The 23,472-nt window shown below is 70.9% G+C and carries 26 protein-coding genes; 16 read left to right on the top strand and 10 right to left on the bottom strand.

Translation table 11 applies throughout. The features are described from left to right. Positions 1-84: 84 nt before the first annotated feature. Complete coding sequence (locus M8C17_RS00010) at positions 85-747, top strand: fasciclin domain-containing protein (RefSeq protein WP_308209325.1); 663 nt, start codon at positions 85-87, stop codon at positions 745-747. Here M8C17_RS00010 and M8C17_RS00015 read toward each other — a convergent pair whose 3' ends face one another. Beyond that, the gene (locus tag M8C17_RS00015; RefSeq protein ID WP_252414030.1) at positions 748-1,761 is read right to left on the bottom strand and encodes a tyrosine-type recombinase/integrase; all 1,014 of its coding nucleotides are present in this window, start codon (positions 1,759-1,761) and stop codon (positions 748-750) included. Between the two features lie 54 nt (positions 1,762-1,815). On the opposite strand from M8C17_RS00015, the gene M8C17_RS00020 reads away from it, so the two are divergent. Together M8C17_RS00020 and M8C17_RS00025 are read left to right on the top strand one after the other, a co-directional pair. Continuing rightward, positions 1,816-2,367, top strand: a complete 552-nt coding sequence (locus tag M8C17_RS00020) for an AAA family ATPase (RefSeq protein ID WP_252414031.1) — start codon at positions 1,816-1,818, stop codon at positions 2,365-2,367. Between the two features lie 471 nt (positions 2,368-2,838). Then, positions 2,839-3,591, top strand: coding sequence for an SDR family NAD(P)-dependent oxidoreductase (locus tag M8C17_RS00025; RefSeq protein ID WP_252414032.1), 753 nt, complete (start codon positions 2,839-2,841; stop codon positions 3,589-3,591). 90 nt (positions 3,592-3,681) lie between these two features. Here M8C17_RS00025 and M8C17_RS00030 read toward each other — a convergent pair whose 3' ends face one another. Then, entirely contained in the window at positions 3,682-5,598 is a 1,917-nt protein-coding gene (locus tag M8C17_RS00030) for a hypothetical protein (RefSeq protein ID WP_252414033.1), read from the bottom strand. A gap of 206 nt (positions 5,599-5,804) precedes the next feature. Next, on the bottom strand, positions 5,805-6,278 hold the full coding sequence (locus M8C17_RS00035) for an SUKH-4 family immunity protein (RefSeq protein WP_252414034.1): 474 nt from the start codon (positions 6,276-6,278) through the stop codon (positions 5,805-5,807). Positions 6,279-6,405: 127 nt separating this feature from the next. Here M8C17_RS00035 and M8C17_RS00040 point away from each other — a divergent pair, with 127 nt between their 5' ends. Next, positions 6,406-7,089 carry a DNA alkylation repair protein gene (locus M8C17_RS00040; RefSeq protein WP_308209355.1) on the top strand — a complete coding sequence of 228 codons (684 nt, stop codon included), beginning with the start codon at positions 6,406-6,408 and terminating at the stop codon, positions 7,087-7,089. Here M8C17_RS00040 and M8C17_RS00045 read toward each other — a convergent pair. Further along, entirely contained in the window at positions 7,043-7,837 is a 795-nt protein-coding gene (locus M8C17_RS00045; protein WP_252414036.1) for an alpha/beta fold hydrolase, read from the bottom strand. The two genes, M8C17_RS00040 and M8C17_RS00045, sit on opposite strands and share 47 nt — an antisense overlap. 145 nt (positions 7,838-7,982) lie before the next feature. Between M8C17_RS00045 and M8C17_RS00050 the strand changes: the two genes are divergently transcribed. Beyond that, complete coding sequence (locus tag M8C17_RS00050) at positions 7,983-8,447, top strand: hypothetical protein (protein ID WP_252414037.1); 465 nt, start codon at positions 7,983-7,985, stop codon at positions 8,445-8,447. Between the two features lie 54 nt (positions 8,448-8,501). Here M8C17_RS00050 and M8C17_RS00055 read toward each other — a convergent pair whose 3' ends face one another. Beyond that, positions 8,502-10,133 (bottom strand): beta-N-acetylhexosaminidase, encoded by a 1,632-nt coding sequence (locus tag M8C17_RS00055; RefSeq protein WP_252414038.1) that lies wholly within the window; start codon positions 10,131-10,133, stop codon positions 8,502-8,504. 187 nt (positions 10,134-10,320) lie between these two features. On the opposite strand from M8C17_RS00055, the gene zwf reads away from it, so the two are divergent. Both zwf and M8C17_RS00065 read left to right on the top strand, forming a co-directional pair. Then, a complete protein-coding gene (zwf, locus tag M8C17_RS00060; RefSeq protein WP_252414039.1) occupies positions 10,321-11,700 on the top strand; it encodes a glucose-6-phosphate dehydrogenase in 1,380 nt (459 codons plus the stop codon). 51 nt (positions 11,701-11,751) lie between these two features. Then, complete coding sequence (locus M8C17_RS00065; protein WP_252414040.1) at positions 11,752-12,591, top strand: GNAT family N-acetyltransferase; 840 nt, start codon at positions 11,752-11,754, stop codon at positions 12,589-12,591. Between the two features lie 50 nt (positions 12,592-12,641). On the opposite strand, the gene M8C17_RS00070 is transcribed toward M8C17_RS00065, so the two are convergent. Beyond that, positions 12,642-13,325: a TetR/AcrR family transcriptional regulator gene (locus M8C17_RS00070; protein ID WP_252415035.1), complete on the bottom strand. Its 684-nt coding sequence runs from the start codon at positions 13,323-13,325 to the stop codon at positions 12,642-12,644. Positions 13,326-13,428: 103 nt separating this feature from the next. Here M8C17_RS00070 and M8C17_RS00075 point away from each other — a divergent pair, with 103 nt between their 5' ends. Beyond that, positions 13,429-14,856, top strand: coding sequence for a DHA2 family efflux MFS transporter permease subunit (locus tag M8C17_RS00075; RefSeq protein WP_252414041.1), 1,428 nt, complete (start codon positions 13,429-13,431; stop codon positions 14,854-14,856). 148 nt (positions 14,857-15,004) lie between these two features. On the opposite strand, the gene M8C17_RS00080 is transcribed toward M8C17_RS00075, so the two are convergent. Next, positions 15,005-15,745 carry a helix-turn-helix transcriptional regulator gene (locus M8C17_RS00080; RefSeq protein WP_252414042.1) on the bottom strand — a complete coding sequence of 247 codons (741 nt, stop codon included), beginning with the start codon at positions 15,743-15,745 and terminating at the stop codon, positions 15,005-15,007. A 143-nt stretch (positions 15,746-15,888) separates the two neighbouring features. Between M8C17_RS00080 and M8C17_RS00085 the strand changes: the two genes are divergently transcribed. The 4 genes from M8C17_RS00085 to M8C17_RS31740 all read left to right on the top strand — a co-directional run bounded on the left by M8C17_RS00085 (position 15,889) and on the right by M8C17_RS31740 (position 18,125). Beyond that, positions 15,889-16,182, top strand: a complete 294-nt coding sequence (locus M8C17_RS00085; protein ID WP_252414043.1) for a hypothetical protein — start codon at positions 15,889-15,891, stop codon at positions 16,180-16,182. Continuing rightward, a complete protein-coding gene (locus tag M8C17_RS00090; RefSeq protein ID WP_252414044.1) occupies positions 16,179-16,424 on the top strand; it encodes a flavin reductase in 246 nt (81 codons plus the stop codon). Before M8C17_RS00085 ends, M8C17_RS00090 begins: the two co-directional genes overlap by 4 nt. Before the next feature lie 157 nt (positions 16,425-16,581). Next, positions 16,582-18,003, top strand: a complete 1,422-nt coding sequence (locus tag M8C17_RS00095; RefSeq protein ID WP_252414045.1) for an OFA family MFS transporter — start codon at positions 16,582-16,584, stop codon at positions 18,001-18,003. Then, complete coding sequence (locus M8C17_RS31740; protein ID WP_256481911.1) at positions 18,000-18,125, top strand: hypothetical protein; 126 nt, start codon at positions 18,000-18,002, stop codon at positions 18,123-18,125. The genes M8C17_RS00095 and M8C17_RS31740 overlap by 4 nt, the downstream gene beginning before the upstream one ends. A gap of 48 nt (positions 18,126-18,173) precedes the next feature. Here M8C17_RS31740 and M8C17_RS00100 read toward each other — a convergent pair whose 3' ends face one another. Next, positions 18,174-18,902 (bottom strand): SDR family oxidoreductase, encoded by a 729-nt coding sequence (locus M8C17_RS00100; RefSeq protein ID WP_252414046.1) that lies wholly within the window; start codon positions 18,900-18,902, stop codon positions 18,174-18,176. A gap of 92 nt (positions 18,903-18,994) precedes the next feature. Here M8C17_RS00100 and M8C17_RS00105 point away from each other — a divergent pair, with 92 nt between their 5' ends. The 3 genes from M8C17_RS00105 to M8C17_RS00115 all read left to right on the top strand — a co-directional run bounded on the left by M8C17_RS00105 (position 18,995) and on the right by M8C17_RS00115 (position 21,129). Then, entirely contained in the window at positions 18,995-19,840 is an 846-nt protein-coding gene (locus M8C17_RS00105) for a patatin-like phospholipase family protein (RefSeq protein ID WP_252414047.1), read from the top strand. Positions 19,841-19,885: 45 nt separating this feature from the next. After that, on the top strand, positions 19,886-20,347 hold the full coding sequence (locus tag M8C17_RS00110) for a peroxiredoxin (protein WP_308209328.1): 462 nt from the start codon (positions 19,886-19,888) through the stop codon (positions 20,345-20,347). Between the two features lie 83 nt (positions 20,348-20,430). Further along, positions 20,431-21,129, top strand: a complete 699-nt coding sequence (locus M8C17_RS00115) for a hypothetical protein (RefSeq protein WP_252414048.1) — start codon at positions 20,431-20,433, stop codon at positions 21,127-21,129. 24 nt (positions 21,130-21,153) lie between these two features. Here M8C17_RS00115 and M8C17_RS00120 read toward each other — a convergent pair whose 3' ends face one another. Beyond that, the gene (locus M8C17_RS00120; protein WP_252414049.1) at positions 21,154-21,606 is read right to left on the bottom strand and encodes a MarR family winged helix-turn-helix transcriptional regulator; all 453 of its coding nucleotides are present in this window, start codon (positions 21,604-21,606) and stop codon (positions 21,154-21,156) included. A gap of 97 nt (positions 21,607-21,703) precedes the next feature. On the opposite strand from M8C17_RS00120, the gene M8C17_RS00125 reads away from it, so the two are divergent. After that, a complete protein-coding gene (locus tag M8C17_RS00125) occupies positions 21,704-22,144 on the top strand; it encodes a MarR family winged helix-turn-helix transcriptional regulator (protein ID WP_252414050.1) in 441 nt (146 codons plus the stop codon). Here the strand turns inward: M8C17_RS00125 and eis are convergent, their stop codons facing one another. Then, entirely contained in the window at positions 22,145-23,338 is a 1,194-nt protein-coding gene (gene eis, locus M8C17_RS00130) for an enhanced intracellular survival protein Eis (RefSeq protein WP_252414051.1), read from the bottom strand. Positions 23,339-23,472: the final 134 nt, after the last annotated feature.

Below are 23,472 nucleotides of genomic sequence, written 5' to 3' on the forward strand. Positions count from 1 at the left end.
CCCCCGCGCCGCCCGCGGCGACATCCTCCCCGCCCGCGCCGCCGGCACACCCCACCCCACCAACCCCGACCCGTGGAGACCGCCGTGTCGCATCCCGCCACCCCCAACGGCAACCGACCGCGACACCCCCGGCCCCGCTACGCACGTCTGCTCGCACCGGCCCTGCTGCTGGCCCTCACCGCCTGCACCGCCGCCCCCCGCGCGGACGCGGCACCAGCCACCGCACCCCAGCTCACCGGGCCACTCTGCGCCGCCCTGCCCACCGGCACCGAACCGGGAAACCCGACCTTCCTCGCCGGCCAACCAGCCGACCAGGCACTCCGGTGGATCCCCACCCTCACCACCTTCGAGGCGGCCCTGCGCACCAGCGGCGTCCTCACCGACGTGCCCGCCGGCACCGGCGTCACCATCCTGGCGCCCTCCGACGACGCCTTCGCCGCCAAGTTCTCCGAGGACAACTGGGACGACCTGATGACCCACCACGCCGACGAGCTACGCACCCTGCTCAAGGCGCACCTGATCGCCGGAACCCACCCGATCGGGGACCTGGTCACCGCCGGCACCGCCACCACCCTCGACGGCACCACCGTCACCGTCACCCGCACCGGGCCCACCGCCCGCCTGGCCGACCGCGCCGACGCCGTCTGCGCCGACTACCAGGCCACCAACGCGCGCATCCACATCATCAACGCCGTGCTCGGCCCGCTGCCCACCACCGCCAACGACAGCGACCACCGGGCCCACTGATCACCGCGCCGCCGCCTCCCGCTCGGCCGGCACGAGTGCGGCCAGCGCGCGGTTGGTGCGGTTGGCCCGCACCGCGTCGCGCTGCTGCCCGGCCGTCACCTCGATGTACGTCTGCGACGACGCCAACGACGCGTGCCCCAGCAACCGCATGATCTCCGCCGCGCTCGCCCCGTCCTCGGCCAGCCGGGTGGCGAACGTGTGCCGCAGCGCATGCAACCGCGCCCCCCGCGGCACCCGGTCACCGATGCCCGCCCGCCGGTAACACGACTCCACCAGATACTGGAGCCCTCCACGGCGCAGCGGCTCACCATGCCGGTCCACCAGCAACGCCGAGTCCGGACGTACCGACCGCGACCCGAAACGCCGGGCCCGACTGTCCAGGTAGTCCACCAGCACCCGGTCCAGATCCGCCTCGATCGGCACCACCCGCGGTCGGCCTCCCTTGCCGGTCACCTCGATCCGCCGTTCGCCCGACCGGCCGGTCACGGAGCTGACCCGCAGCCCGAGCAGCTCCGACAGGCGCAGCCCGGCGCAGAGCGCCACCGCCAGCACGGCCACGTCCCGCTCCGGCCACGGGTCGCGCTGCCGGCCGTCGTCGCGCGCGACCGAGGCCAGCAGCAGCTCGGGGGTGTCCGCGCCGCGCAACGGTTTCGGCTGGGGGAGCAGCGCCCGAGGGCGACCCACGGCCGGCATCGGGTTGCCCGCCACCACCCCGTCGGCCACCAGGAACGTGAAGAAACTGTTCCAGGTGGACCAGGCGCGGTGAACCGACGCGGCGGCCCGGGGCGCGGCGAACCGGGCGAACGCCGCCCGCATCACGCGGGGGGAGAGGTCGGTGATCAACAGGGCGTCGAGGGGGAGGGGAGGGGTGACATCCTCGCTGATCAGGGCCGCCACCGCGTGCAGGTCTCGCCGGTACGCGGCGAGGGTGTGGGGGGAGGGCTTACGTGTCGCCCTCGCCGTCAGGAACTCCTCGATCAACCTCATGAGCGATTCGTCCTGTTTGTCATGCATAAGGGATATTATGCAGCATTTTCGGGTTTCCGGGCAAGGGGAGAGGGGAGCAGGGTGACCGACCACAGACGCTACGTGCTGACCGGAGCGCCGGGAGCCGGCAAGACCACACTTGTCGAGGCGCTGCGCCGACGAGGGCACCTGGTGGTGCGGGAGGCGGCCACCGACATCATCGCGGCCCGGCAGGCGCAGGGGTGCAGCGAGCCGTGGCGGGAACCCGGGTTCGTCGACGCCGTCGCCCGACTCCAGCACCGCCGCCGAATCACCGCCGACCCGCGGGGGACGCTGCAGATTCACGACCGGTCACCGTTGTGCACCCTCGCGCTGGCCCGCCACCTGGGTCAGCGGGTCGGGCCGTACCTCGCCGCCGAACTGGAGCGGATCAGTCGCCAGGGGACCTACCAGGAGGCGGTGTTCCTGATCGGTCCGCTGGGCTTCGTCACGCACACGGCCGCACGCCGGATCGGCTACGCCGAGTCGCTGGTCTTCGCCCAGGTGCACGAGCAGGTGTACGAGGCGTACGGGCACCGGCTGGTCGACGTGCCCGCCGGTCCGGTGCGCGAGCGGGTCGCCGTGGTGGAAGAGCACCTGCTCCGCCCCTCGTGAGGGGACTCCCAAATCGCACAACTTTACATAATGTACATTATCGAATCCGGGGCACCGCCGGTTCGGCGTGCTGCTCTCACTTCTCATTCGTCCTGAGCATTCTCAACAACGTGAGGCACGACGGGCGTCAGTGAGCCGCTTGGGAATCCTGCCCCTTCGCCGCGTGACGGGCAGGGGTTGTTCGTCCTCCGCCAGCCCGACCGTCACCGCCAGGTGGTGGTTTTCGGTCCGAAGGGAAAGGCCGAGGCCGTCGTACGCGGTCGGGTCGTCGGAGGTGTGGCTCTCCTCCCCCGATCCGAGGCATGAGCGCTGTTGGGTGGACATCCGGACAGTGACCGGAAGATCCAGTACGGTTACTGTGCGTCACAGTCGCGGGTATACTTGCTTGGGCAAGCAACTTTGGGTGGGCTCGGCGAGAGGTCTAGCCGTCCCGCGTTCACCGACATCGCCGCAACAACCGGAGGTACTGACATGAATCGCCTCGAGGGGCGCGCTGCATTGGTCACAGGCTCGACGAGCGGAATTGGGCGCGGTGTGGCGGAGGCGATGGCCCGCGAGGGCGCCATCGTCGTCGTGACCGGGCTTGGCCCGGAGCGCGGTGCTCAGATCGTCGACGGAATCGTCGCGGAGGGCGGCATCGCCCACTTCGTCGAGGCAGACCTCTCCGCGGGTGGGGCCGAGGTCCGCCGCCTTGCACAGAAGGCGACGGCCCTGGCGGGTCGGCCGATCGACATCCTGGTCAACAATGCGGCCTTTCTCGTGCCGCCTCACCCCATGACAGAGTCGACCGAGGAACAGATCGACCTGGTGCTGGAGGTCAACATCAAGGCCCCGTTCCTTCTGACGGCGGCCCTGGTGCCCGGCATGGTGGAGCACGGCGGCGGCTCGGTGATCAACATCGGCTCGATCGGCGGCGTGGATGGAATCAAGTTCACCTCGCTGTACGGCGCCAGCAAGGCAGGCCTGCACTCGCTGACGAGGTCGTGGGCCGCGGAGTTGGCCGCCGACGGTGTGCGGGTGAACACCGTCGCCCCCGGACCCACCATCACGGAGGGGAACGAAGACCTCCGCCCCCTCCTGGAGAAGCTCGCCGAGAACAACCCGGACAGGCGTACGGGCACCGTGCACGATACCGCCGCGGCGGTGATCTTCCTCGCCAGCGAAGACGCGTCACACATTCACGGTGTACTTCTCCCCGTGGACGGCGGGGCCCTCGCGACCTGAGAGGGCGAGGGGGCAGTCTGGACCGCTCCCCTCTGCCGCGGTGGTCCCGCCGCGCCCCTCGCCCGGGGCGCGGCGGGACCACCTGAACTGCTACTTCCTGGCGGCTACCCAACGCACCCGTCGGGTGCGCCACAGGGCCACCACGCCGATCAGGATCAGCATGGTGCCAGCCGCCACGATGGTGTAGATGGGCGCGCCGGTGATCGGCAGGCCGCCACCGTCGCCGCCGGCGTTGCCGCCCGGCGCCGGGGTCGGTCGCTTGAATCCGACGAAATCGGGGATCTCGTCGGAGCCACCCAGGTAGGCCTGCTTCTCGTCCGAGGTCTTGGTGACCTCGGTGAGCGACTTGTCGACCGTGGTCGGCAGGGCCCCGTGCTGCTCCTTGAACGTGGTGTCACTCAGCTTGGTCTTCTTCACCGGCTGGGTGAAGTCGACGCCGCCCGTGGTCACCTTCACGCCGTTCGGCAGTTCGTACGTGGTGCCGGAGATCTCCTTCAGGTACTGGTTGAAGACGTCGGCCGGCTTCCAGTCGTCCTCCCGCTCCAGCGTGCTGACGTCGTTGCTGTCGATGCCGGCCTCGGCTGCCCGGCCGTCGGCCGTCATCCGTTCGCGGTACCACTCGGCAGCCACCCGGCTGACGTAGACACGGCGCAGGTCCTTGAACTCGGGCGCGGCGTTCACGGCCTTGTTCAACTCGGGCAGGAGCAGGTCCCGGTAGACGGCCATGGACGGCTCGGGATTGGCCGGGCACTTGAAGTTCGGGTCGCCGGGGATCGTGAAGTCGAACGCCTCGGCCTTGACCTCGAGCGGCGCCTGGAGGATGTAGAGGCGGTTTCCCTCCTCGCGGATCGTCGCCGTCTTTGGCACGATCCACTGCCGGATGCAGGCCCCGTTCAGGCCGGTCATCCGGTTCCAGTACTCCAGCCCGACCGGCGTCTTCGGGTCCTGGAATCGCGTCCAGGCCCGCTTCAACTCCAGGTCGGCCTCGAGGAGGATGCGACCGGCCTGGGTCTGGCCGAGGTACTGGTCGATCACCTTGTCCGGCTGACTCGGGTTGAGGTTCACCCAGAACCGTGACGGCTCCACGGCCATCCAGGTGTTCAACGCCTCGTCGGCGTCGTAGATCTGGTTGGTGCCGTCCTTCGACTCCTGGCCCGGGGTGGTCGCGGTCTCGAATGAGTACGTGTCGCCGCCCGATCCGCCGCCGTCGGTGACGTACCGGAGTTGGACCGACGAGAAGTCGATGCCGCCCGGACGGATCGGCCCCATCTGCTTGCCGGCCGCCTTGCTGACCGCGCTGCCCTTGGCCAGTTCCTGCGGCGTCTTGGGCAGGATGGGGCCGGAGGCCTTCGTCTCGTTCAGCAGGGTCTGGACCGCGACCTGCTTCGCACCGGTGTTGCGGTTGTTGGTCTGGTCGCGGAGGACCTTGGGGTCCTCCCCCGGACCGGCGTTCCACCGATAGCTGTAGGTGAACTTGTCCCGGACCTTGGCGTTCTCCAGCGCCGGGTTGCAGGTCTTCTTGCAGGGCTCGATCTCGGAGTAGCCCTCCTTGATCGGCGAGGCCTTGGCCGGCTGGTACGACACCTTGCCGGTCTGCGGGTCGAACTCGATGCGGGGAGCCTTGCCCTGCATCTGTTCGATCAGCCGGATCTCGGCGTGCTTCGCGCCGTCGCTGTAGCCGATGATGTACCTGCCGTCCTGGAGCTGGGCGATGGCGTAGTTGCCCCGGACGTTCGTGTACAGCTTGTCGGTGGTCTTCGGCGGCCGGTTGTACCGGAGATCCAGCCGCGCCTCCTGCAGGTACACGCTCAGTTTGTGGCACCCGTAACCGACCAGGCCTTCCGGCGTGATCGGAGGACACCGGGCATCGATGATCGGCGCGGCGAGCTGTGGCCCCGCGTGGCTGGCGGCCGGCGCGATGCCGATCACCGACCAGATCAGGAGCAGGACCGCCGCGAGTCGCGTCAGCACCGCGATCCGTGATCGTTCCTTGATGACGTTGCCCATCAGATCCGCTGTCCCCCTTCGCACCCGTGACACAAAAAGCTCCCCAGCGCGCATTGAAGATCGCGCGGCGGCACGAGTGATTTGTTTGTTAACCCGCTTGTCATATGCGGGTCCTGACATGCCCGACCGTCAATGTCACACGGGCTTTAGGGATGCTAGATGGTCAATTTACTGTGGGTGACCCCGACCGACATTCCGGACAAGAACTAGAGGTCCGACTGGTCGGCGTAGTTACCGGTGGCGATGTCCCACGAGAGGCCGTCCCAGTAGTTGTCCGAGACCATCGCCGGCGGATCCCACTCCGCGATGACCCGCTGCATCTCGTTCTTGGCGTCTTCCCAGCCCTCCGGGTCGCCGCCGACGATCGCGGGCGCAAGACCGGCGACCAGGCGTAGCGAGCGGGCGTACAGCTCGAGCGACGAGTTGACGAACGTCGGAGTCTGGTTGTCGTCGAGGACCCGCACGGCACCCGTGTCCGGATCAAGACAGAATTCGCCGCCCCACGCGTCCGTGCCGTAGCCGAATCGCAGCATGCCATCCCGGAAGATCAGATCCGGGCCGAGCAGGAACAGGTCGTACTCGTCGAGTCGCAGTGATTCCGGCAGGTCGGCTGCGGCCAGTCGCTCCCGCAACTCCGGCGAGAGCGACTCCCACCCGTCGAGCTTTTCCAGTGCAGACATGGCAGCCAATCTATCGAGCGTGGGTCAGCAGTGCGGGGACCTACTGGCCATCGAGGCGCCGAATCGCGACTTCCTCGTAGGCTGCATGTCGACGAACGGACGGGAGGCCGAGGTGACCGAGACGACGCTGGTCGAGACGAGGGTGGTCGCGGTGATGGCCGAGCTGGCCGAGCTCGAGGACCCGAGGGCGCGCGCGGTGAACGAGAGACACGGTGACGATCACGGTGTGAACCTCGGCAAGCTGCGGGCGCTGGCGAAGCGGCTGAAGACGCAGCAGGACCTCGCGTGTCAGCTCTGGCAGACGGACGACACCGCGGCCCGGCTGGTGGCGATCCTGATCTGCCGGCCGAAGGCGTTCGCCCGTGACGAGTTGGACTCCATGCTGCGGCAGGCGCGCGCACCGAAGGTGCACGACTGGCTCGTGAACTACGTGGTGAAGAAGAGCCCGCACTCGGAGGAGTTACGCCTAACCTGGTCGGCCGATCCGGATCCGGTGGTCGCCAGTGCCGGTTGGGCGTTGACCACCGACCGCGTGGCGAAGAAGTCCGAGGGCCTGGATCTGCCGGGGTTGCTCGACGTCATCGAGGCGGAGATGAAGGACGCCCCGGATCGCCTGCAGTGGGCGATGAACCACTGTCTGGCTCAGATCGGGATCGAGCACGCCGCGTACCGCGCGCGAGCAGTCGAGATCGGTGAACGCCTGGGGGTGCTCAGGGACTACCCCACTCCCCCAGGTTGCACGTCGCCGTTCGCACCGATCTGGATCAACGAGATGGTGCGCCGACAGCACGGCGCAGCCAGTCCTGGGTGAGTGAGCGCAGCAGCGCGGGTTGTTCGAACGGCAGGTAGTGCCCGGCGGCGTCGATCACGGTGAAGGTGCCTCGGGGATAGCGGCGCATGGCGTGGAACTGGTCGGCGTATCCGACGACACCGTCCTGTCGACCGGTGATGACGCTGACCGGACCGTCGAAGACGATGTCGTCGTCCTCGTCGGGAAGCGCGTACTCGGGGCTGGCGCGAAGGTCGTTCTGGAACGTCTCGTCGCCGGGGCCGCCGGACTCCAGTGCCGCGAGCACCGTCGCGACGACGGCCGGCGTGCGGTGGCCCAGCGCCACGTCGAGGTGGGAGCGCAGTCCGGCGGGGGCGGCGTCGAGCCAGCCCGCGGGCGCTTCGGGTGGGTCGAGCGCGGGCAGGGTCCGGCTTGTCGGGGCGATGGTGACGCCTGGGCAGACGAGGAGCAGGCCGCTGACGAGGTCGGGTCGCTGGCGGGCGATCCCGGCGGCCAGGTAGGCGCCGTAGGAGGCGCCGGCCAGCAGGACCGGCGCGTCGACGTGGCGGTCGAGCCACGCGCACACGGTCTCCAGCACGGCCTGGGATGCGGGGCGGCAGGTCGCCGGGGAGTCTCCGTGGCCGGGCAGGTCCAGGTACACCTCACGGCGGCCCGCGCCGGCGAGGGCTGGGCTGAAGGCGGAGGCCGTGGCGGCGCGGCTCGTGCTGAACATGGGAAGGCAGACGACCGCCGGTGCGGTTCCCGCCGATTCGTCGACCGCCAGATCCATCGTGCGATCGTAGCCAGCAAGCGGCCGGTTTGCGGGCGCTGGAAGTGGCGTGCGGGCGTGGCTGGCGCTGTCTACAGTGATGCGCTCCGGCCCGTGAGGCGGTCGACCTGACCGGCGGGGCCGCTCACCACACGGGGGAAACACCATGGCGTACTCGCCTGTTCGTACCGTCCTGGCTCTGTTTGTCGTCGCCGGTCTCGCCGCTGGCTGCCAGCCGGTGGAGAAGGAGAGCGACGGTGCTGCCGCGCCGTCGGCGACCGCCGCGCCCACCCCGACGGTCGACGTCGCCGCGAACAGCAAGCAGGTCTGCGACACCACCCTGGCGGTGGTCAAGGAGCACTTCGTCGGGATGGCGGACGACGCCATCGCGGCCATCGACAAGCCGGTCAGCGCCAAGGAGCAGGGCGTGAAGGTCCGTGCCCACTACACGGCGCTGGCCGAGGGTCTGCGCGCGGAGGCGCCGCGGGCCGTCGACCCGCAGGTGCGGGCCGCCGTGGAGAACCTTGCCGGCGCGATCGAGAAGCGGCTCACCGGTGCGCAGGCCACGAAGGTGGAGGCTCCGGATCTGGACCCGACCCTGAAGGCGTTGGACGCCGCCTGCGGTCGCTGACCGACTCGTGGGTCCGGGTCACGCTCGTGGCCCGGACCCACGTCGCTCATCTGGTCAGAGCCATGGCACCTGGGGGGACGGGTAGAAGTCGACCTCCTGGAGGCGCCAGCGGGGTGCCTGCTCCCCCAGCCGCGTCCGGAACGACTCCCAGTTGTGGCTGGCCGCCGTGGACCAGCCGAGTTCGGCGATGGCGGGCAGGCGGGGGAACGCCATGTGCTCGATGTCGTCCAGGCTGCGCAGTGTCTCGGACCACAGTGGTGCCTCGACGCCGAGGATCGCGTTCTCGCCGACGCCGGCCACGCGGGTGGCCGGGTCCCAGCCGTACGCGTCGGACACCTCGATGTAGCCGGCCCAGCGCAGGCCGAGGCGGGTGTTGGCGTCGTACTTCATGTCCAGGTAGGACTTGTTCGCCGGGGACATGATCACTTTGTTGCCTCGGGCGGCGGCCTCGGCGAGGTCGGCGTTGGTCGTGCCGGTGCCCCAGTACTGGGCGACGACGTTGGTCGGTGGGTCGACCTGGGCGACCTCGTTCCAGCCGGAGGCGCGCTTGCCGTACTTGGCGACCAGGGGCAGGACGCGCTGCATGAAGGTGCGGTATTCCTCGTCGGTGGTGGCGTGTGCCTCGTCGCCGCCGATGTGCAGGAACGGCCCGGGCGTGATGGCGGCGAGTTCGCGGATGACGTCTTCGACGAACCGGTAGGTCAGTTCGTCGCCGATGCACAGGGAGCTGTAGCCGACCGCCGTGTCGGTACGTGGGGCCGGTGCGACGCCGTCGCAGTTGAGTTCGGGGTAGGTGGACTGGGCGGCGTTGGTGTGTCCGGGCATGTCGATCTCGGGAACGACGGTGATGTGGCGTGCGGCGGCGTATGCGACGACGGCCTTGTAGTCGGCCTTGGTGAGGAAGCCGGGGCCGACGCCGTCGACTCCGGTGCCGGGTCCGCCGCCGACGGTGGTGAGCCGGGGCCAGGAGTCGATCTGGATCCGCCAGCCCTGGTCGTCGGTCAGGTGCAGGTGCAGGTAGTTGATTTTGTACTGGCTGAGCAGGTCCACGTACGCGTTGATCTCGTCGACGGTGTGGAAGTGCCGGGCCACGTCGAGCATGGCCCCGCGGTAGGCGAAGCGCGGGTAGTCCACGATGCGTCCGCCGGGCACGGTCCAGGTGACCCGCTGCCGGTCGGGCGCTTCGATCTGGGCGGGAAGCAGTTGGCGCAGCGTCTGGGTGCCGGCGAACAGGCCGGCCGGGGTGTTGGCGCGGATCGTCACGCCGCGGCGGGTGACGTCGAGTTGGTAGCCCTCCTGGCCGACGCGCGCGTCGGCTCCCCCGATGACCAGGGCGATCTCGGGCAGCGGTGTCGAGTGCACGGGCAGCACGGGCAGCGGGTAGCCGGTGGCGGGGCGCAGGGTCTGGGCGAGTTGCCGCCCGACCTGCCAGGCGGCGACGGAGCCGGGTGCGGTGCGGATGACGGTCAACGGGCTGATCGTGAAGGTGCCCCGGGTGTCGGGGCGGGTTTCGACGGGTGCGGGCACCACGTCGCCCAAGTCGCGGGCCGGGGTGGTCGGGGCGGCGGCGGCCGGGGCTCCCGGAAGGATGAACGGCAGTCCGAGTGCGGCTATGACCAGCAGCCGCGTCAGGGTGTGTCGGCGACGCACGGATACCTCCAGGGCTTCGTCATGATCGGTGGTCATCGATCCGACCAGCACGCTACCCGGGTGGCCGATGGACTGTAAACCTTCCTTATCGTTGAGGGGCTGCCGGCGACCCCCTCCGAGGCTGTGTCGTCGTCCTCACCCGGGTGCGCCGGCGGGAATTCCCGGGTGGTCCGGGAGGTTGCCCGGTTGGAAGATCAGGACCATTCGATCGGATGGAAGTGCCATGCACGTGCGCTCAGACGCGGTAGTGCTGTTCGGCGTCACGGGAGACCTCGTCTCGAAGAAGCTCTTTCCGGCGCTGTACGAGTTGACCAGGCGCGACCGCCTCGACGTCCCGGTGATCGGCGTGGCCCGCTCCCCGTGGGATGACCAGCAACTGGTCACCACCGCCCGCAAGTCCGTGGCCGAGGCGACCGACGAGATCGACGACGACAGCTTCGACGCGCTGGCGCGCAACCTCTCGATGATCTCCGGCGACTACGCGGACCCCACGACGTACCAGCGGTTGGCCGAGCGCCTGCGCGGCGCAGAGCGTCCGCTCTTCTACCTGGCGATCCCACCGGCGGTGTTCGGCTCCGTCGTCGAGGGCCTGGCGGCGGTCGGTCTGGCCGACCGGGGCCGGGTGATCGTGGAGAAGCCGTTCGGACGTGACCTGGAGTCCTCGCACGAGCTGGACCGCATGCTGCGCGCGGCCTTCGACCCGGAGCGTGTGTTCCGCATCGACCACTACCTCGGTAAGGAAGCCGTCGAGGGCCTGTACGCCTTCCGGTTCGCCAACCGGCTGTTCGAGCCGCTGTGGAACAACGAGCACATCGACAACATCCAGGTCACCCTCGCCGAGGGTTTCGGCACCCAGGGACGCGCGGGCTTCTACGACACGGTGGGCGCCACCCGTGACGTGCTGCAGAACCACATCCTGCAGGTCGTCGCGCTGATCGCGATGGAGGCGCCGGTCGCCGACGACACCGACGCGTTCCGCGAGGCGGAGGTCGCGGTGCTGCGGCAGATCGAGGTGCTGTCGCCGGAGTCCACCGTGCGGGGGCAGTACGCCGGCTACCGGGACGAGCCGGGCGTGCGGCCGGACTCGAACACGGAGACGTTCGTCGCCACCCGGTTGACGGTCAACTCCCCCCGCTGGGCGGGAGTGCCCTTCTACCTGCGGACCGGCAAGTCCCTGCCGGGCACGGCGACCGAGGTCGTGGTCGAGTTCAAGCAGCCGCAGCGCTCGCTCATCCGGGCCGAGGGCGGCGCCGAGGCGCCGGCGAACCTGCTGCGGTTCCGGCTGGGTCGCGGCGACGGCATCACCATGTCGATCCAGGCGAAGAGCCCGGGCGCCGAGGTGGCCAGCCGTCCGGTGGACCTGTCCGTGGACTTCGGCGCGGCCCTGGGCCGGCGGCAGGAGGCGTACGAGCGGCTGCTCGACGACGCGATGGACGGGCAGCACCTGCGGTTCGCCCGCGCGGAGACGATCCAGCAGGAGTGGCGCATCGTCGAGCCGATCCTGGATCTGCCGGCCGCGGTGCAGACGTACGACAAGGGCACCTGGGGTCCGGCGGACGCCGACACCCTCGCCGGCGGCTGGCACACCCCGCACCTGCGGTAGTGGCGCTGCTCACGGCGCCAGCGGGCCGGGCGCTGTGGCAGGCTTTCGCGAATGTCGACAGAGCATCAGGACCAGGACGTGCGCGCACTCGCCGAGCTGGCGGAGGCCGAGTTCATGTTCCGGTACGAGACCGAAGCGCCGGCCGACGTCCGGGATGCGCTCGGCGTGACGGCCACCCGGATGGGCGGCGGGGTGGTGCTCTCGATGCGGCACGACCCCACCAACTACTGGAGCAAGGCACTCGGGTTCGGCTTCGACGAGCCGGTCAGCGGCGAGCTGATCGGCCACATCTGCGACTTCTACCGCGCTGAGCGGACCCCCGCCGCTGTCATCCAGATCGCCCCGGACCGGTTGCCGGCGGACTGGGACGCGATCTGCGCCCGGGAGAACATCACCGCCGGCAGCACCTGGGTGAAGCTCGCCGCCGAGATCGACGCACTCCGACCCGGCCGCACCGACCTGCGGGTCGGTCCGGTCACGGCCGATCTCGTGGACCAGTGGGCCTCGGTGGTGCTGCGCTGTTTCGGTATGCCCGAGGAGCACCTCGGCCCGATGATCGCGGCCGCCGTGCGCGACCCGCGCTTCTACCCGTACGCCGCCTGGGACGGCGACGAGATGGTCGCCGCCGCCAACCTGTTCATCCACGGTGCGGTGGGCTCGCTCAACACCGGCGCGACCCTGCCGACGCACCGGGGTCGGGGTGCGCAGTCGGCGCTGTTGGCGGCCCGGTCGGCGGCCGCGACGGCGGCCGGCTGCCGGTGGGTCACCGCCGAGACGGGCCGGCCCGAGCCCGGCACGTCCAACCCCTCGCTGAACAACCTGCTCCGGCTGGGCCTCACGCCGCTGTACGAGCGGCGCAACTGGGTCTGGCGGGCGGATCCGGCCAGCTAGGACGAAGGGTCCAACCGCGCCAGGACGCGGCGGGCCGGGCATCGACGCGGTCAGTGCGCGGTGCGGCTCTGCGGACGGAGGCCGCGGACGCCGGCGACGGCGAACTCCACACCCAGCTCGTAGTAGCTCTCCCGGTCGGCGCAGAGGGTGAGCGCGTCGGCGGCGGCGAGGACGTGCGGGTAGCGCTTGGGGGCCAGCGAGTGCAGGGCCGCGCGCTTGGCGCGGATGGCGTCGTCGCGGGTGTCCGGGTCGGTGCTCTCCGCGACGCCGGGCTCGGTGGTCACGAGGGTCACCAGGGAGCAGAGGGCCTGGCTGCCGACCTCGGTGGCCTGGTCGGGCGGGAAGCCCGCCTCGGCGAGCAGGGCGAGGGTGCGCTCGACCAGCATCAGGCCGGCCTCGGAGAGCAGGACGCGGGTCGGGATCAGCCCGGCGACGGCGGGGTGCGGGCGGACCGCGGCGAGGCAGGCGGCCAGGAGGGCGCGCAACTGCCGGTCCCACGGGTCGTCGCTGGGTTCGGGCAGGTGGACGTCGGCGAGCAGGCGTTCGGCGAGGGCGGCGAGCAGGTCGTCCTTGTCCCGGAAGTACCGGTAGAGCGCCATCGGCGTGACACCGTGCTCCTGCGCCAGCCTGCGGATGGTGATCGCGCCGAGGCCCTCGGCGTCGGCGATGCGCAGCGCGCTGGTGACGATCTTGTCGGGGTCGAGCCGCGCTGGCGTTCCGGTGTCCTTGCTCATACTGCCCACCCACCCAGTCTACAGCGTAGACCCGTAGGTATACGTTGTAGATGTACGGCGTATACGGCGCCGTGCGTGACGCCCTTCCCTTGATGAGGTAGGCATGCGACGTAACCCCTGGGCAACCCTGGCGGTGCTGTCGGCGGCGCAGTTCATCGTCATCCTCGACGTGACGATCGTGAACGTGGCACTGCCCAACATCCAGACCGACCTGAGCTTCACCGCCGACAACCTGCAATGGGTCATCAGCGCGTACACCCTGCTCTTCGGTGGTTTCCTGCTGCTCGGCGGACGCGCCGCCGACCTGCTCGGCGCCCGCCGGATCTTCCTCGCCGGGCTGGTCCTGTTCGGGGCGATGTCCCTGCTCGCCGGCCTGGCGACCTCGCCCGGTCTGCTGATCGCCGCACGCGCCGTGCAGGGCCTCGGCGGCGCTCTGCTGTCCCCCGCCGCGTTGGCCATCCTCACCGTCACGTTCAAGCACGGGCGGGAGCGGAACATGGCCATGGGCATCTGGGGTGCCCTCGCCGGTCTCGGCGGAACCCTGGGTGTCGTGGCCGGCGGCCTGCTCGTCGACGCCCTGAGCTGGCGGTGGGTGTTCTTCGTCAACGTGCCCATCGTCATCGCGCTCGTGGCGATCGTCCCGACCTTCGTCGCGGCCGTCCGGCACACCCAGCCCGGACCGCGGACCTTCGACGCGCTCGGCGCCGCCCTCGGCACCGCCGGCCTGCTCGCGGTCGTCTTCGGCGTGGTACGCGCCGAGTCCGCCGGCTGGACCTCGGCGCAGGTCCTCGCCGCCCTCATCGGCGGAGTGGCACTGCTGGTCGTCTTCATCGCCGTCGAGGCGCGCTCCGCCGCGCCGCTGGTGCCGCTGCGCCTGTTCGGCTCCCGGGCGCTGAGCGTCTCCAGCGGCGCGCTGGCCCTCAACGGCGCCGCGTTCCTGTCGATGTTCTTCCTCACCGCGCTCTACCTGCAGCAGGTCCGCGGAGCCTCCGCGCTGACCGCCGGCCTGCAGTTCCTGCCCATGGGCGCCACGGCGATCCTCGGCGCCGCGCTCGCCACCCAACTGGTGCACCGGCTCGGCACCCGAACCCTGCAACTCATCGGCGCCGCGCTCAGCGTCCTCGGTCTGCTGCTGCTCGCCGGCGCCGGCGCCACCGGCCCCTACGCCACCGAACTGCTGCCCGGCCTGCTCCTGTTCGGCCTGGGCATCACCACCCTCGGCGTACCCGCGCAGATCTCCGCCGTCTCCGACGTCGAGCACCACGAGGCCGGCGCCGCCTCCGGCGTCGTGACCGCCGTCTACCAGGTCGGCGGCGCGCTGGGCCTGGCCGTCGTCACCACCCTGTCCATCACCCACGTCACCGACGCGCTCGGCCGGGGCGTCGGACAGCAGCAGGCGCTGGTCGACGGGTTCCACCGTGGCCTGCTGGTCGCCGCCGCGTTCGCGATCGCCAACCTGATCATCTCTGTCGCCACCCCGCAACTCCGGCCCGACGCCGCACAGGTCGCCGAGGCGAGCGCAGCGGCCTGACGTCCCTTGCCCTCAGGTCCGGGTGTGGGCAGAAGACCCACCGTTTCGATCGGGTACGAGAGCACGAACGACCGCTCGGAGGTGTAACGCCTCTCCGAGCGTGGATAGCCGAAGGCCCCCGGCGTGAGCCGGGGGCCTTCGGGGCGCGCTACTCGGCTCGGGGGCCGGCGGCGTCTGTCCACAGGGAGCCGAAGTGCTCGACGTACCTGTCAAACGGCCCATCTGCCTGGCGACGGCGAAGGTGGAGCGTGACGGAGTCCTGACCGAGCCCTGCGCCGATGTGCGTCGCGACGATCGCCTCGTCGTCGAACACCCAGACCGACATGGCGATGTGCCGGTCGGACAACCGGACCGGCAACGGCGTCGGCGACTTCGCGATCTCGGCCTGTGTGATCGCGATGCGTGTCGCGAGGGTCAGCGGCGTCGCCTCGATGCGCTCACGGTCGGCGGTGACCGCGCTCGCCGGGTCGCCGAGGAGGAAGCGAACGTCGGCGCCGTCGCGGGCCTTGGCGCCGAGTGTCGCGGCGGCGTTGGGCACCTCCAGCCAGACGAAGTAGCTCGTGTAGCCGCCGAACCAGAGCCGCGATCCCGCGCCTTCGATCAGGTCACGGAAGAGCGCTCGGGGCACATCCGACCGGCGCGCGTACACGCCGACCAGTTCACGGTCGGTTCCCACCTTCACGGCGCGGCGCACAACCTCAGGCCAGAGCACGTCTACATCTATACCCAGGACTCCGGCGACACGCACGCGGGATCGGGGATGGGGCAGGCGACCGCGGCTGATCCATCGCTCAACGGTCTTCGCGTCGACATCGCATCTGCCGGCCAGGTCGCCCACGGTCAGTCCGGCCGCGCTCAACGCATCCCGTAGGGCTTCGTTCCTCGGCATCGCGGGGACCTTTCCTAGACGTCCCTCGATGGTCGCAGATGAGCGGTTCAGGCGTCCGCGACTCGCTGGCAGCGTACGGACACATGGCGCGACCACCGAGAGACCAGACACCCGGCGGTCGCGTTCGTGCCAGGGATCACGTGATGATCGCGACGATGAAGGCCGGCGACCTCGTGCACCTGACCCGCGCCGCCAGCCCGCAGTTCGTCCGCCCGATCCGGGTCCGGGTCATCCGCGAGCTACCCGAGCGGCACACCTACCCCGGGTGGGTATGGATCGAAGGGTACGAACTGGGTCGAGCCGGCGTCGCGACGGAGAAGCGGGAACTGTTCGTGCTCCGGGAGGGAATCGAACTGGTGTCCTCCGATCCACCCGAGGCGGCCCCTGCCAACACCCGCCAACCGGTCCGGCGTGCGCAGGCGGGGGCCAGCCGATGAACGGCCGCGCCGAGCACCCCCTGCTGAAGCCGGCCTGGCGCTGCCGAACCTGCGGGATCGCCTGGCCGTGCTCCACCGCGAAGCTGCGCCTGCTCGGTGAGTACCGCGGCCGCCGCGACGAGCTGATCGCACACCTGAAGGCGCTGCAAGCCGAAGCGACCGAGCAGCTCACCGAGCTGAACGGTGGGACAGCACCCGGCGACCTGGACGCACGGTTTGTGGGCTGGGCGACGCCCCGCTAGCCCTTTCGGGCACTGCCCCCTCGTCCCCCGGAGGCCAGGCTGAGTGACCGCTCAGCTCACCGGAGCGACCGTCCGGCGACGGTGAGGTTTGCCGCAGGCGTGCGGTGTGGAGAAGTGGTGGAGACGTTTCTCGCCCGCTTCGGAGAGGAAGCACACCATGCTTTCCGCGCTCGATCGTCGGCACACCGTCGCGCCGCCCGGCTACAGCCGGTGGTTGATTCCTCCTGCGGCGTTGGCCATCCACCTGTGTATCGGCCAGGTCTACGCGACCAGCGTCTACAAGAACTCGCTGATCGCCCACTTCGACACCAGTCAGACCGCCATCGGGGTGATCTTCAGCATCGCGATCGTGATGCTGGGGCTGTCCGCCGCGGTCGCCGGGACCTGGGTGGAGGCGAACGGCCCGCGTAAGGCGATGTTCGTGTCGGCCTGCTTCTGGGCGGCGGGCTTCCTGGTGGGTTCGCTGGGCATCGCCACGAAGCAGTTGTGGCTGCTCTACCTGGGGTACGGGTTGCTCGGCGGCATCGGTCTGGGGATCGGCTACATCTCCCCGGTCTCCACGTTGATCAAGTGGTTCCCCGACCGTCCGGGCCTGGCAACCGGGCTGGCGATCATGGGATTCGGTGGCGGGGCGATGGTGGCCTCTCCCCTGTCGCGTCAGTTGCTGTCGTTCTTCGACCCCGGTTACGACCCGTCCAACGCGGGCTCGACGGCGTCGGGCAATGCCCTGGTGTGGTTGTTCGTGACGCTCGGCCTCGGCTACTTCGTCATCATGATGTTCGGGGTGGCGAACGTGCGGGTGCCGGCGCCGGACTGGCGTCCGGCTGGCTTCGACCCGGCGACGGTGGCCGCGAAGCCGTTGGTCACCACGGCGAACGTGTCGGCGGCGAACGCCCTGAAGACCCGGTCGTTCTGGCTGCTGTGGGTGGTGTTGTTCTGCAACGTGACGGCGGGCATCGGGATCCTGGAACAGGCCAGCCCGATGATCCAGGACTTCTTCCGCGACAACGGCACCTCGGCGGTGTCGGTGGCGGCGGCCGGCGGGTTCGTCGGGCTGCTGTCGCTGTTCAACATGGCCGGCCGGTTCGCGTGGTCGTCCACCTCCGACCTGATCGGCCGCAAGCCGATCTACCTGGTGTACCTGGGTGTGGGCATGGTGCTGTACGCGCTGCTGGCCCTCGTCGGGCAGACGGCCACGGCCCTGTTCGTGCTGCTGGCCTGCGTGATCCTGTCGTTCTACGGCGGCGGTTTCGCCACGGTGCCGGCGTACCTGCGGGACCTGTTCGGCACGTACCAGGTGGGCGCGATCCACGGCCGTTTGCTGACCGCCTGGTCGGCGGCGGGCATCGCCGGCCCGCTGATCGTCAACGGGTTCCTCGACGCCCAGGGCAAGCCGGGCACGTTGACGGCGGCGGCGTACCGGCCGGCGCTGTTCACGATGGTCGGTGTGCTGGCGGTGGGCTTCGTGGCGAACCTGCTGATCAAGGCGGTGCCGGAGCGGTACCACGAGCCGGCGACCGGTGGAGACGGGAACGAGGGCACGACGCCGGTGGCGGCGGAGAGGAGTGGCACGCGATGAGCGACGACGGTCGGCAGGGGCAGCAGGCCCGGTTGTGGATCTCCTGGCTGGTGGTGGGGGCACTGCTCGGCTACGGGGTGATCCAGACGGTGATCACGGCAGCGAAGTTGTTCACCCACTGACGCTCGGGGTGGGTGTCGCGCAACCGCGGCACCCACCCCGAGGGTGGGTCAGAGGCCGCCGGAGACGCGCAGGACGGTGCCGGTGGCGTACGACGCGTCCGGGCCGAGCAGCCAGGCGATGGCGGCCGCGATCTCGTCGGGTTCCCCGGCGCGGCCCAGGGGGATGCGCCCGACGGCGGTGTCGGCGCGGTCGGGTACGCCGGAGTCCGCGTGGATGTCGGTGCGCACGATGCCGGGGGCGACGCCGTTGACGCGGATGCCCCGCGGCGCGAGTTCCTTGGACAGGCCGACGGTGAGGGTGTCGGTGGCGGCCTTGACCGCGGCGTAGTGCACGTACTCCCCGGGGCTGCCCAGGGTGGCGGCGGCGGAGGACACGTTGACGATGGCGCCGCCGTCGGTCATCCGGCGGGCGGCCTGCTGGGCGCACAGGACGTACCCGATGAGGTTGACGTCGACGACCCGGCGCAGGTCGTCGACGCGCAGCTCGGTGAAGGGCCCGATGGGGCTGGTGACGCCGGCGTTGTTGACCAGACCGGTGAGTGGGCCGAGCTGCGCGGCGGCCTCGAACAGGTCGTCGACCTGCTCGGGGTCGGTGGTGTCGGCGCACACCGCGACGGCCTGTGCGCCGGCGGCGTGCAGGTCGGCCAGGACGGCGCTGGCGGCGGCGTGGTCGCGGCGGTAGCACAGGGCGACGTGGTGCCCGGCCGCGGCGAGACGGCGGGCGGTGGCCGCCCCGATGCCGCGGCCGCCGCCGGTGATGACGGTGACGGGTGCCATGGTGCCTCCCGCTGTCTGTTGTCTGGGGCCGCGTACCGGTCGCGCCGACGCTACCGTGACCGGCGCGGGTCGGTCGTCGAGAGGAGAGTCACATGGAGCGGGCGTTGGTGCTCGGTGGCGGCGGGGTGACGGGCGTGGCCTGGGAGCTGGGGCTGCTGGCGGGGCTGGCCGAGCGGGGCGTGGCGGTGTCCGACGCCGATCTGGTGGTGGGCACGTCGGCCGGCTCGGTGGTCGGCGCGCAGGTGTGTTCGGGGATGCCGCTGGAGCAGTTGTACGAGGCGCAGCTCGCGCCGCCGTCGGGTGAGCTGGCGGCACGGCTGGGGTTCGCGGCCCTGGCGCGGCTGGTGTGGGCCGGTGGTCGTACCCGCGACGCGGTGCGGTCCCGGGCGCGCATCGGGGCGATGGCGCTGGCGGCGCGTACCCCGTCGGAGGCATCGCGGCGGACGGTGATCGAGGCGCGCCTGCCGGGCCGGGAGTGGCCTGCCCAGCGGCTGCTGGTGACCGCGGTGGACGCGGCCTCGGGTGAGTTCGTGGTGTTCGACGCCGACAGCGGGGTGTCCCTGGTGGATGCGGTGGGTGCCAGTTGCGCGGTGCCCGGGGTGTGGCCGCCGGTGACGATCGGCGAGCGACGCTACGTCGACGGCGGGATGCGCTCGACGGTGAACGCGGACCTGGCGGCGGACGCCCGGCGGGTGCTGGTGATCGCGCCGACGTCGGCGGCGTTCGGGCCGATGCCACGACTGTCGGCGCAGGTGGCCGGCCTGCGCGACGCCGGAGCACGGGTCGCGGTCGTGACACCGGACGAGGCGGCCCGCAAGGCGATCGGGCGCAACGTGCTGGATCCGGCGCGACGGGCCGGATCGGCGCGGGCGGGCCGGGCGCAGGCCGCCGAGGTGGCCGACGAGGTGGCCGACGAGGTGGCGGCGCTCTGGGCGTGATCGCTTACGCTCACCGCCTGTCTGCTCGGACAACGGAGGTGCGCGGTGGCGGGTGTGAGTGTCGGCGACGTGGTCGAGGACTTCGAGCTGCCCGATGAGACGGGCACGCCACGGCGGCTGTCGGAGTTCCTGGCGGCGGGGCCGGTGGTGCTGTTCTTCTACCCGGCGGCCATGACCCGGGGCTGCACGGCCGAGAGTTGCCACTTCCGCGACCTGGCGGCGGAGTTCGCGGCCGTGGGCGCGTCCCGCGTGGGCATCAGCCGGGACAGCGTGCGGAAGCAGGCGGAGTTCTCCCGGCTGCACGGCTTCGACTATCCGCTGTTGTCGGACCCGGACGGTGTGATCGCCCAGCGGTTCGGGGTGCGGCGGCGGCTGCCCTTGGGGCCGCTGAGCATGAAGCGGATGACGTTCGTCATCGGCGCGGACCGGCGGGTGGTCGAGGTGATCCACAGCGAGGTCAGCATGAACGACCACGCCGACCGGGCGCTGCGGGCGTTGGGCGGCTGAGCGGGCGTGCACCCCGTGCGGCGCGTGTCGCAGCCGGCTGGTATCACTACAGCAATCAAACAGGTGTACGGAAGAGGGTTCTGATGGATGCCGGCCAGGGTTTGTCCACTGACGAGGTGCAGAGCCTGCGGGAGGCGTTGGCGGCCGGGCGTAAGCCACGGGTGGTGTTCACCGCCTCGGCGGGGCAGATCGCCGGTCAGGTGGGCCAGGTGGTCGAGCTGACCGATCCCGAGGTGTCCGACGAGTTCGTGGTGGTGCGCTTCGGTCGCGACGAGCTGCCGTTCTCCCCCGCGGATCTGGCGGTGGCGCCCAAGGGCGCCGGTCGTCGGGTGGTGGAGCCGAAGCCGGAGCCGCCGGTGCAGGAGCCGCCCGCGGTGGCGGAGCCCGAGTTCGTGTTGGACACGCCGCGGGTGCCGACGCCGCGGCGGGAGGAGCCGAAGGTGGAGCACGTGGACCAGCAGGTGGAGAAGGCGCCGGCGCGGCGGGTGGCCAAGGCCGCGAAGCCGAAGAGCCCGGCGGGCCTGACGGTGACGCTGGCGTACGCCGACGGCGAGTGGACGGTCGCCGCGCAGCAGGGCAGCAAGGCGCTTGCCAAGCCGTACGTGGTGAAGCCGGCGGAGGCGTTGAAGATGGTGGCGCTGGTCGACGTGCCGGGCGTGCAGGAGGCGGTGGAGCAGATCCTCGGCACCGAGCGGGCCGAGGCGGAGCAGCAGGCGGAGAAGCTGCGCGCGGAGCTGGCCGAGATCGAGGCCCGGCTGGCGGAGCTGCGCGAGGCGCGCTGACCGTCCCGGCCCCTCGGTACGGGGTCAGCGTCGGGTGTGGTGCTCCAGCAGTCGGGTGAGCAGCCGGGTCAGTTGGTCGCGTTCGTCGGTGGACAACGGGGCGAGCAGGTCCTGCTGCACCCGCTGCACGGTCTGCCCCATCCGGCGGGCCTCGTCGGCGCCGGCGTCGGTGAGGCTGATGACGTTGCGGCGACGGTCGGCCGGGTCGGGGGCGCGTACCACCAATCCCCGGCCGGCCAGGTCGTTGACTGCCGCCACGACGTCGCTGCGGTCGATGCCGCAGCGCCGGCCGAGGTCGGCCTGGCTGGCCGGGCCGTCCTCGGCCAGTGCGGTGAGCAGGCGGTAGTGGTAGCCCCGCAGGTCGTGCGCGGCGAAGCCCTCGCTGATCAGGCGGGCGGCGTGGCTGGCGGTCTGGTTGAGCAGCCAGCTGGGGGTGGTGCGCAGCCCGGCGGGTGACTGCGGGCCGGTGGAATCCATGCGCGGCAGCCTACCAGGATTCGTTGGCACGACCCACGATTCGTGTTATGTTGGCAGCACCAACGTTGGTCCTGCCAACATCTCTTGCGGAGGCGTCATGTCCACTCCACCGATCCTCAACGGCCAGGTCATCGGCCAGGCCCACTACGCCACCCGAGCCCTGCTCGAACGAGCCGTCGCCCCACTCGGGCTCACCTTCGCCCAGGTGCTCGTGCTCAACGCCCTCGCCGACGGCCCCGTCGACCGGGCACGGCTCGTGCACCGGATCACCAGCACCCTCAAGGTCGACGAGCCGACCGTGCACACGGTGATCGGTCAGCTCGTCGACGCCGACCTCGTCCACGCCGGCGACGGCGAGCCGCAGGTGTCCCTCACCGAGACCGGCCGCGACACGCAGAGCAGCATCAGTGCCGACGTCGCGGGCATCGCCGCCCGGCTCTACGCGGACATCCCGACCGACGAGATGAGCACGGCCGCACGGGTGCTCAGGCTGGTCACCGACCGCGCGAACACCGAACTGGCGGCGAGCAGGACCTGATCAGAAGTAGTCGAGCAGCTGCACCGGCCCGCCGACGGTCAACAGGTCGAGGGCGGCCGGGTCGGTGCCGGCGGCGTGCTGCAGCAGCCCGGCCTGGGCGACCGAGCGGGCGTGGGCGGCACCGGCGTAGAGCAGGGCGAAACCGCGGACGCTCAACCGCAGGTCGGCCTCGCCGCCGATCCGGGCGAGTTCGGCGGCGCCGTCGGCGACGGTCAACCGCCACGTGCCGGTGTTCCACTGCGCGAGCTCGTCGGTGAGGGCGAAGTCGACGGTGCCCCGGGCGTGAGCGGGCCAGCCGCGCATGGCGACGGCCCGGGCCACGTCCACCGGCCGGTGCATCCACAGGTCCCGTTCGTGCTCGCGGGCCGACGCCAGCGGCAGGTGGACGCTGACGGCGTCGCCGTCGAGCAGGCACAGCCGCAGGGTCGGTGCGACGCTGGCCCAACTGCCGAGCACGCCGACGAGTTCGCGGGCGGCCTCGGCGGTGCTGGCCAGGGCCTCGTCGACGGTGAGCACGGAGTCGGCGCCGTAGCCACGGCCCCGCTGCCAACTGGCGTAGCCGACGAGGTCCCCGGCGTCCTCGACCAGGGTCAGCCCGTCGCCGGGCAGGCCGCCGTCGGCGGCGTAGAAGTCGAACAGCTCACCCCGGCGGGTGAGCGGGCCGTTGCGGTGTCGGGTGACCCGCTCGTACAGGGCGGCGACGGCCGGCAGGTCGGCGGGCGTGCCGGCGCGGACGGCCAACCGGGGGTCCGGCCGGTGCCGGGGCAACGCCACGGTCGGCAGGTCGACGGTACGCAGCACGCCGGTGGCCTCCCACCCGCAGGCGCGATAGGGCGCGACGACGGTCGGGTAGAGCGCACTCAGCGCCGCACCCCGTTCGTGGGCGCCGCGCAGCAGCGCGGTGAGCATGGCCCGGGCCACGCCGCGGCCCCGCGCCTCGGGAGCGACCGCCACGCCGGCGACGTCGGCGGCGGGCACCACCCGCCCCGACCACCACTGGTCGTGGTGCAGGTCGACGGCCTTGCCGACGAGCCGGCCAGCATCGTCGAACGCGCCGTAGCGGGTCAGGCCGGGCACCGGCCTGGTGACGTGCGGCGGTCGCTGCGGGTCGGATCCGAAGGCGAACCGGCCCAGCTCCCAGGCGGCGTCGAGGTCGTCGGCGGTGAGTTCGCGGACGTGTACGGCGGTCGGCATCGGCACACCGTAGCGAGGCGGGTCCGCAACGACAGCCGATTTACGCCGGCATGATCGACACGACCGCGATCTTGCACTTGCTGCCGCCGCATCGAGGGCATTCCACGCATCTCGGCGACCGGAACTGCGACCCG

It is taken from the genome of Micromonospora sp. RHAY321, from assembly GCF_023896955.1.
Lineage (GTDB): Bacteria > Actinomycetota > Actinomycetes > Mycobacteriales > Micromonosporaceae > Micromonospora.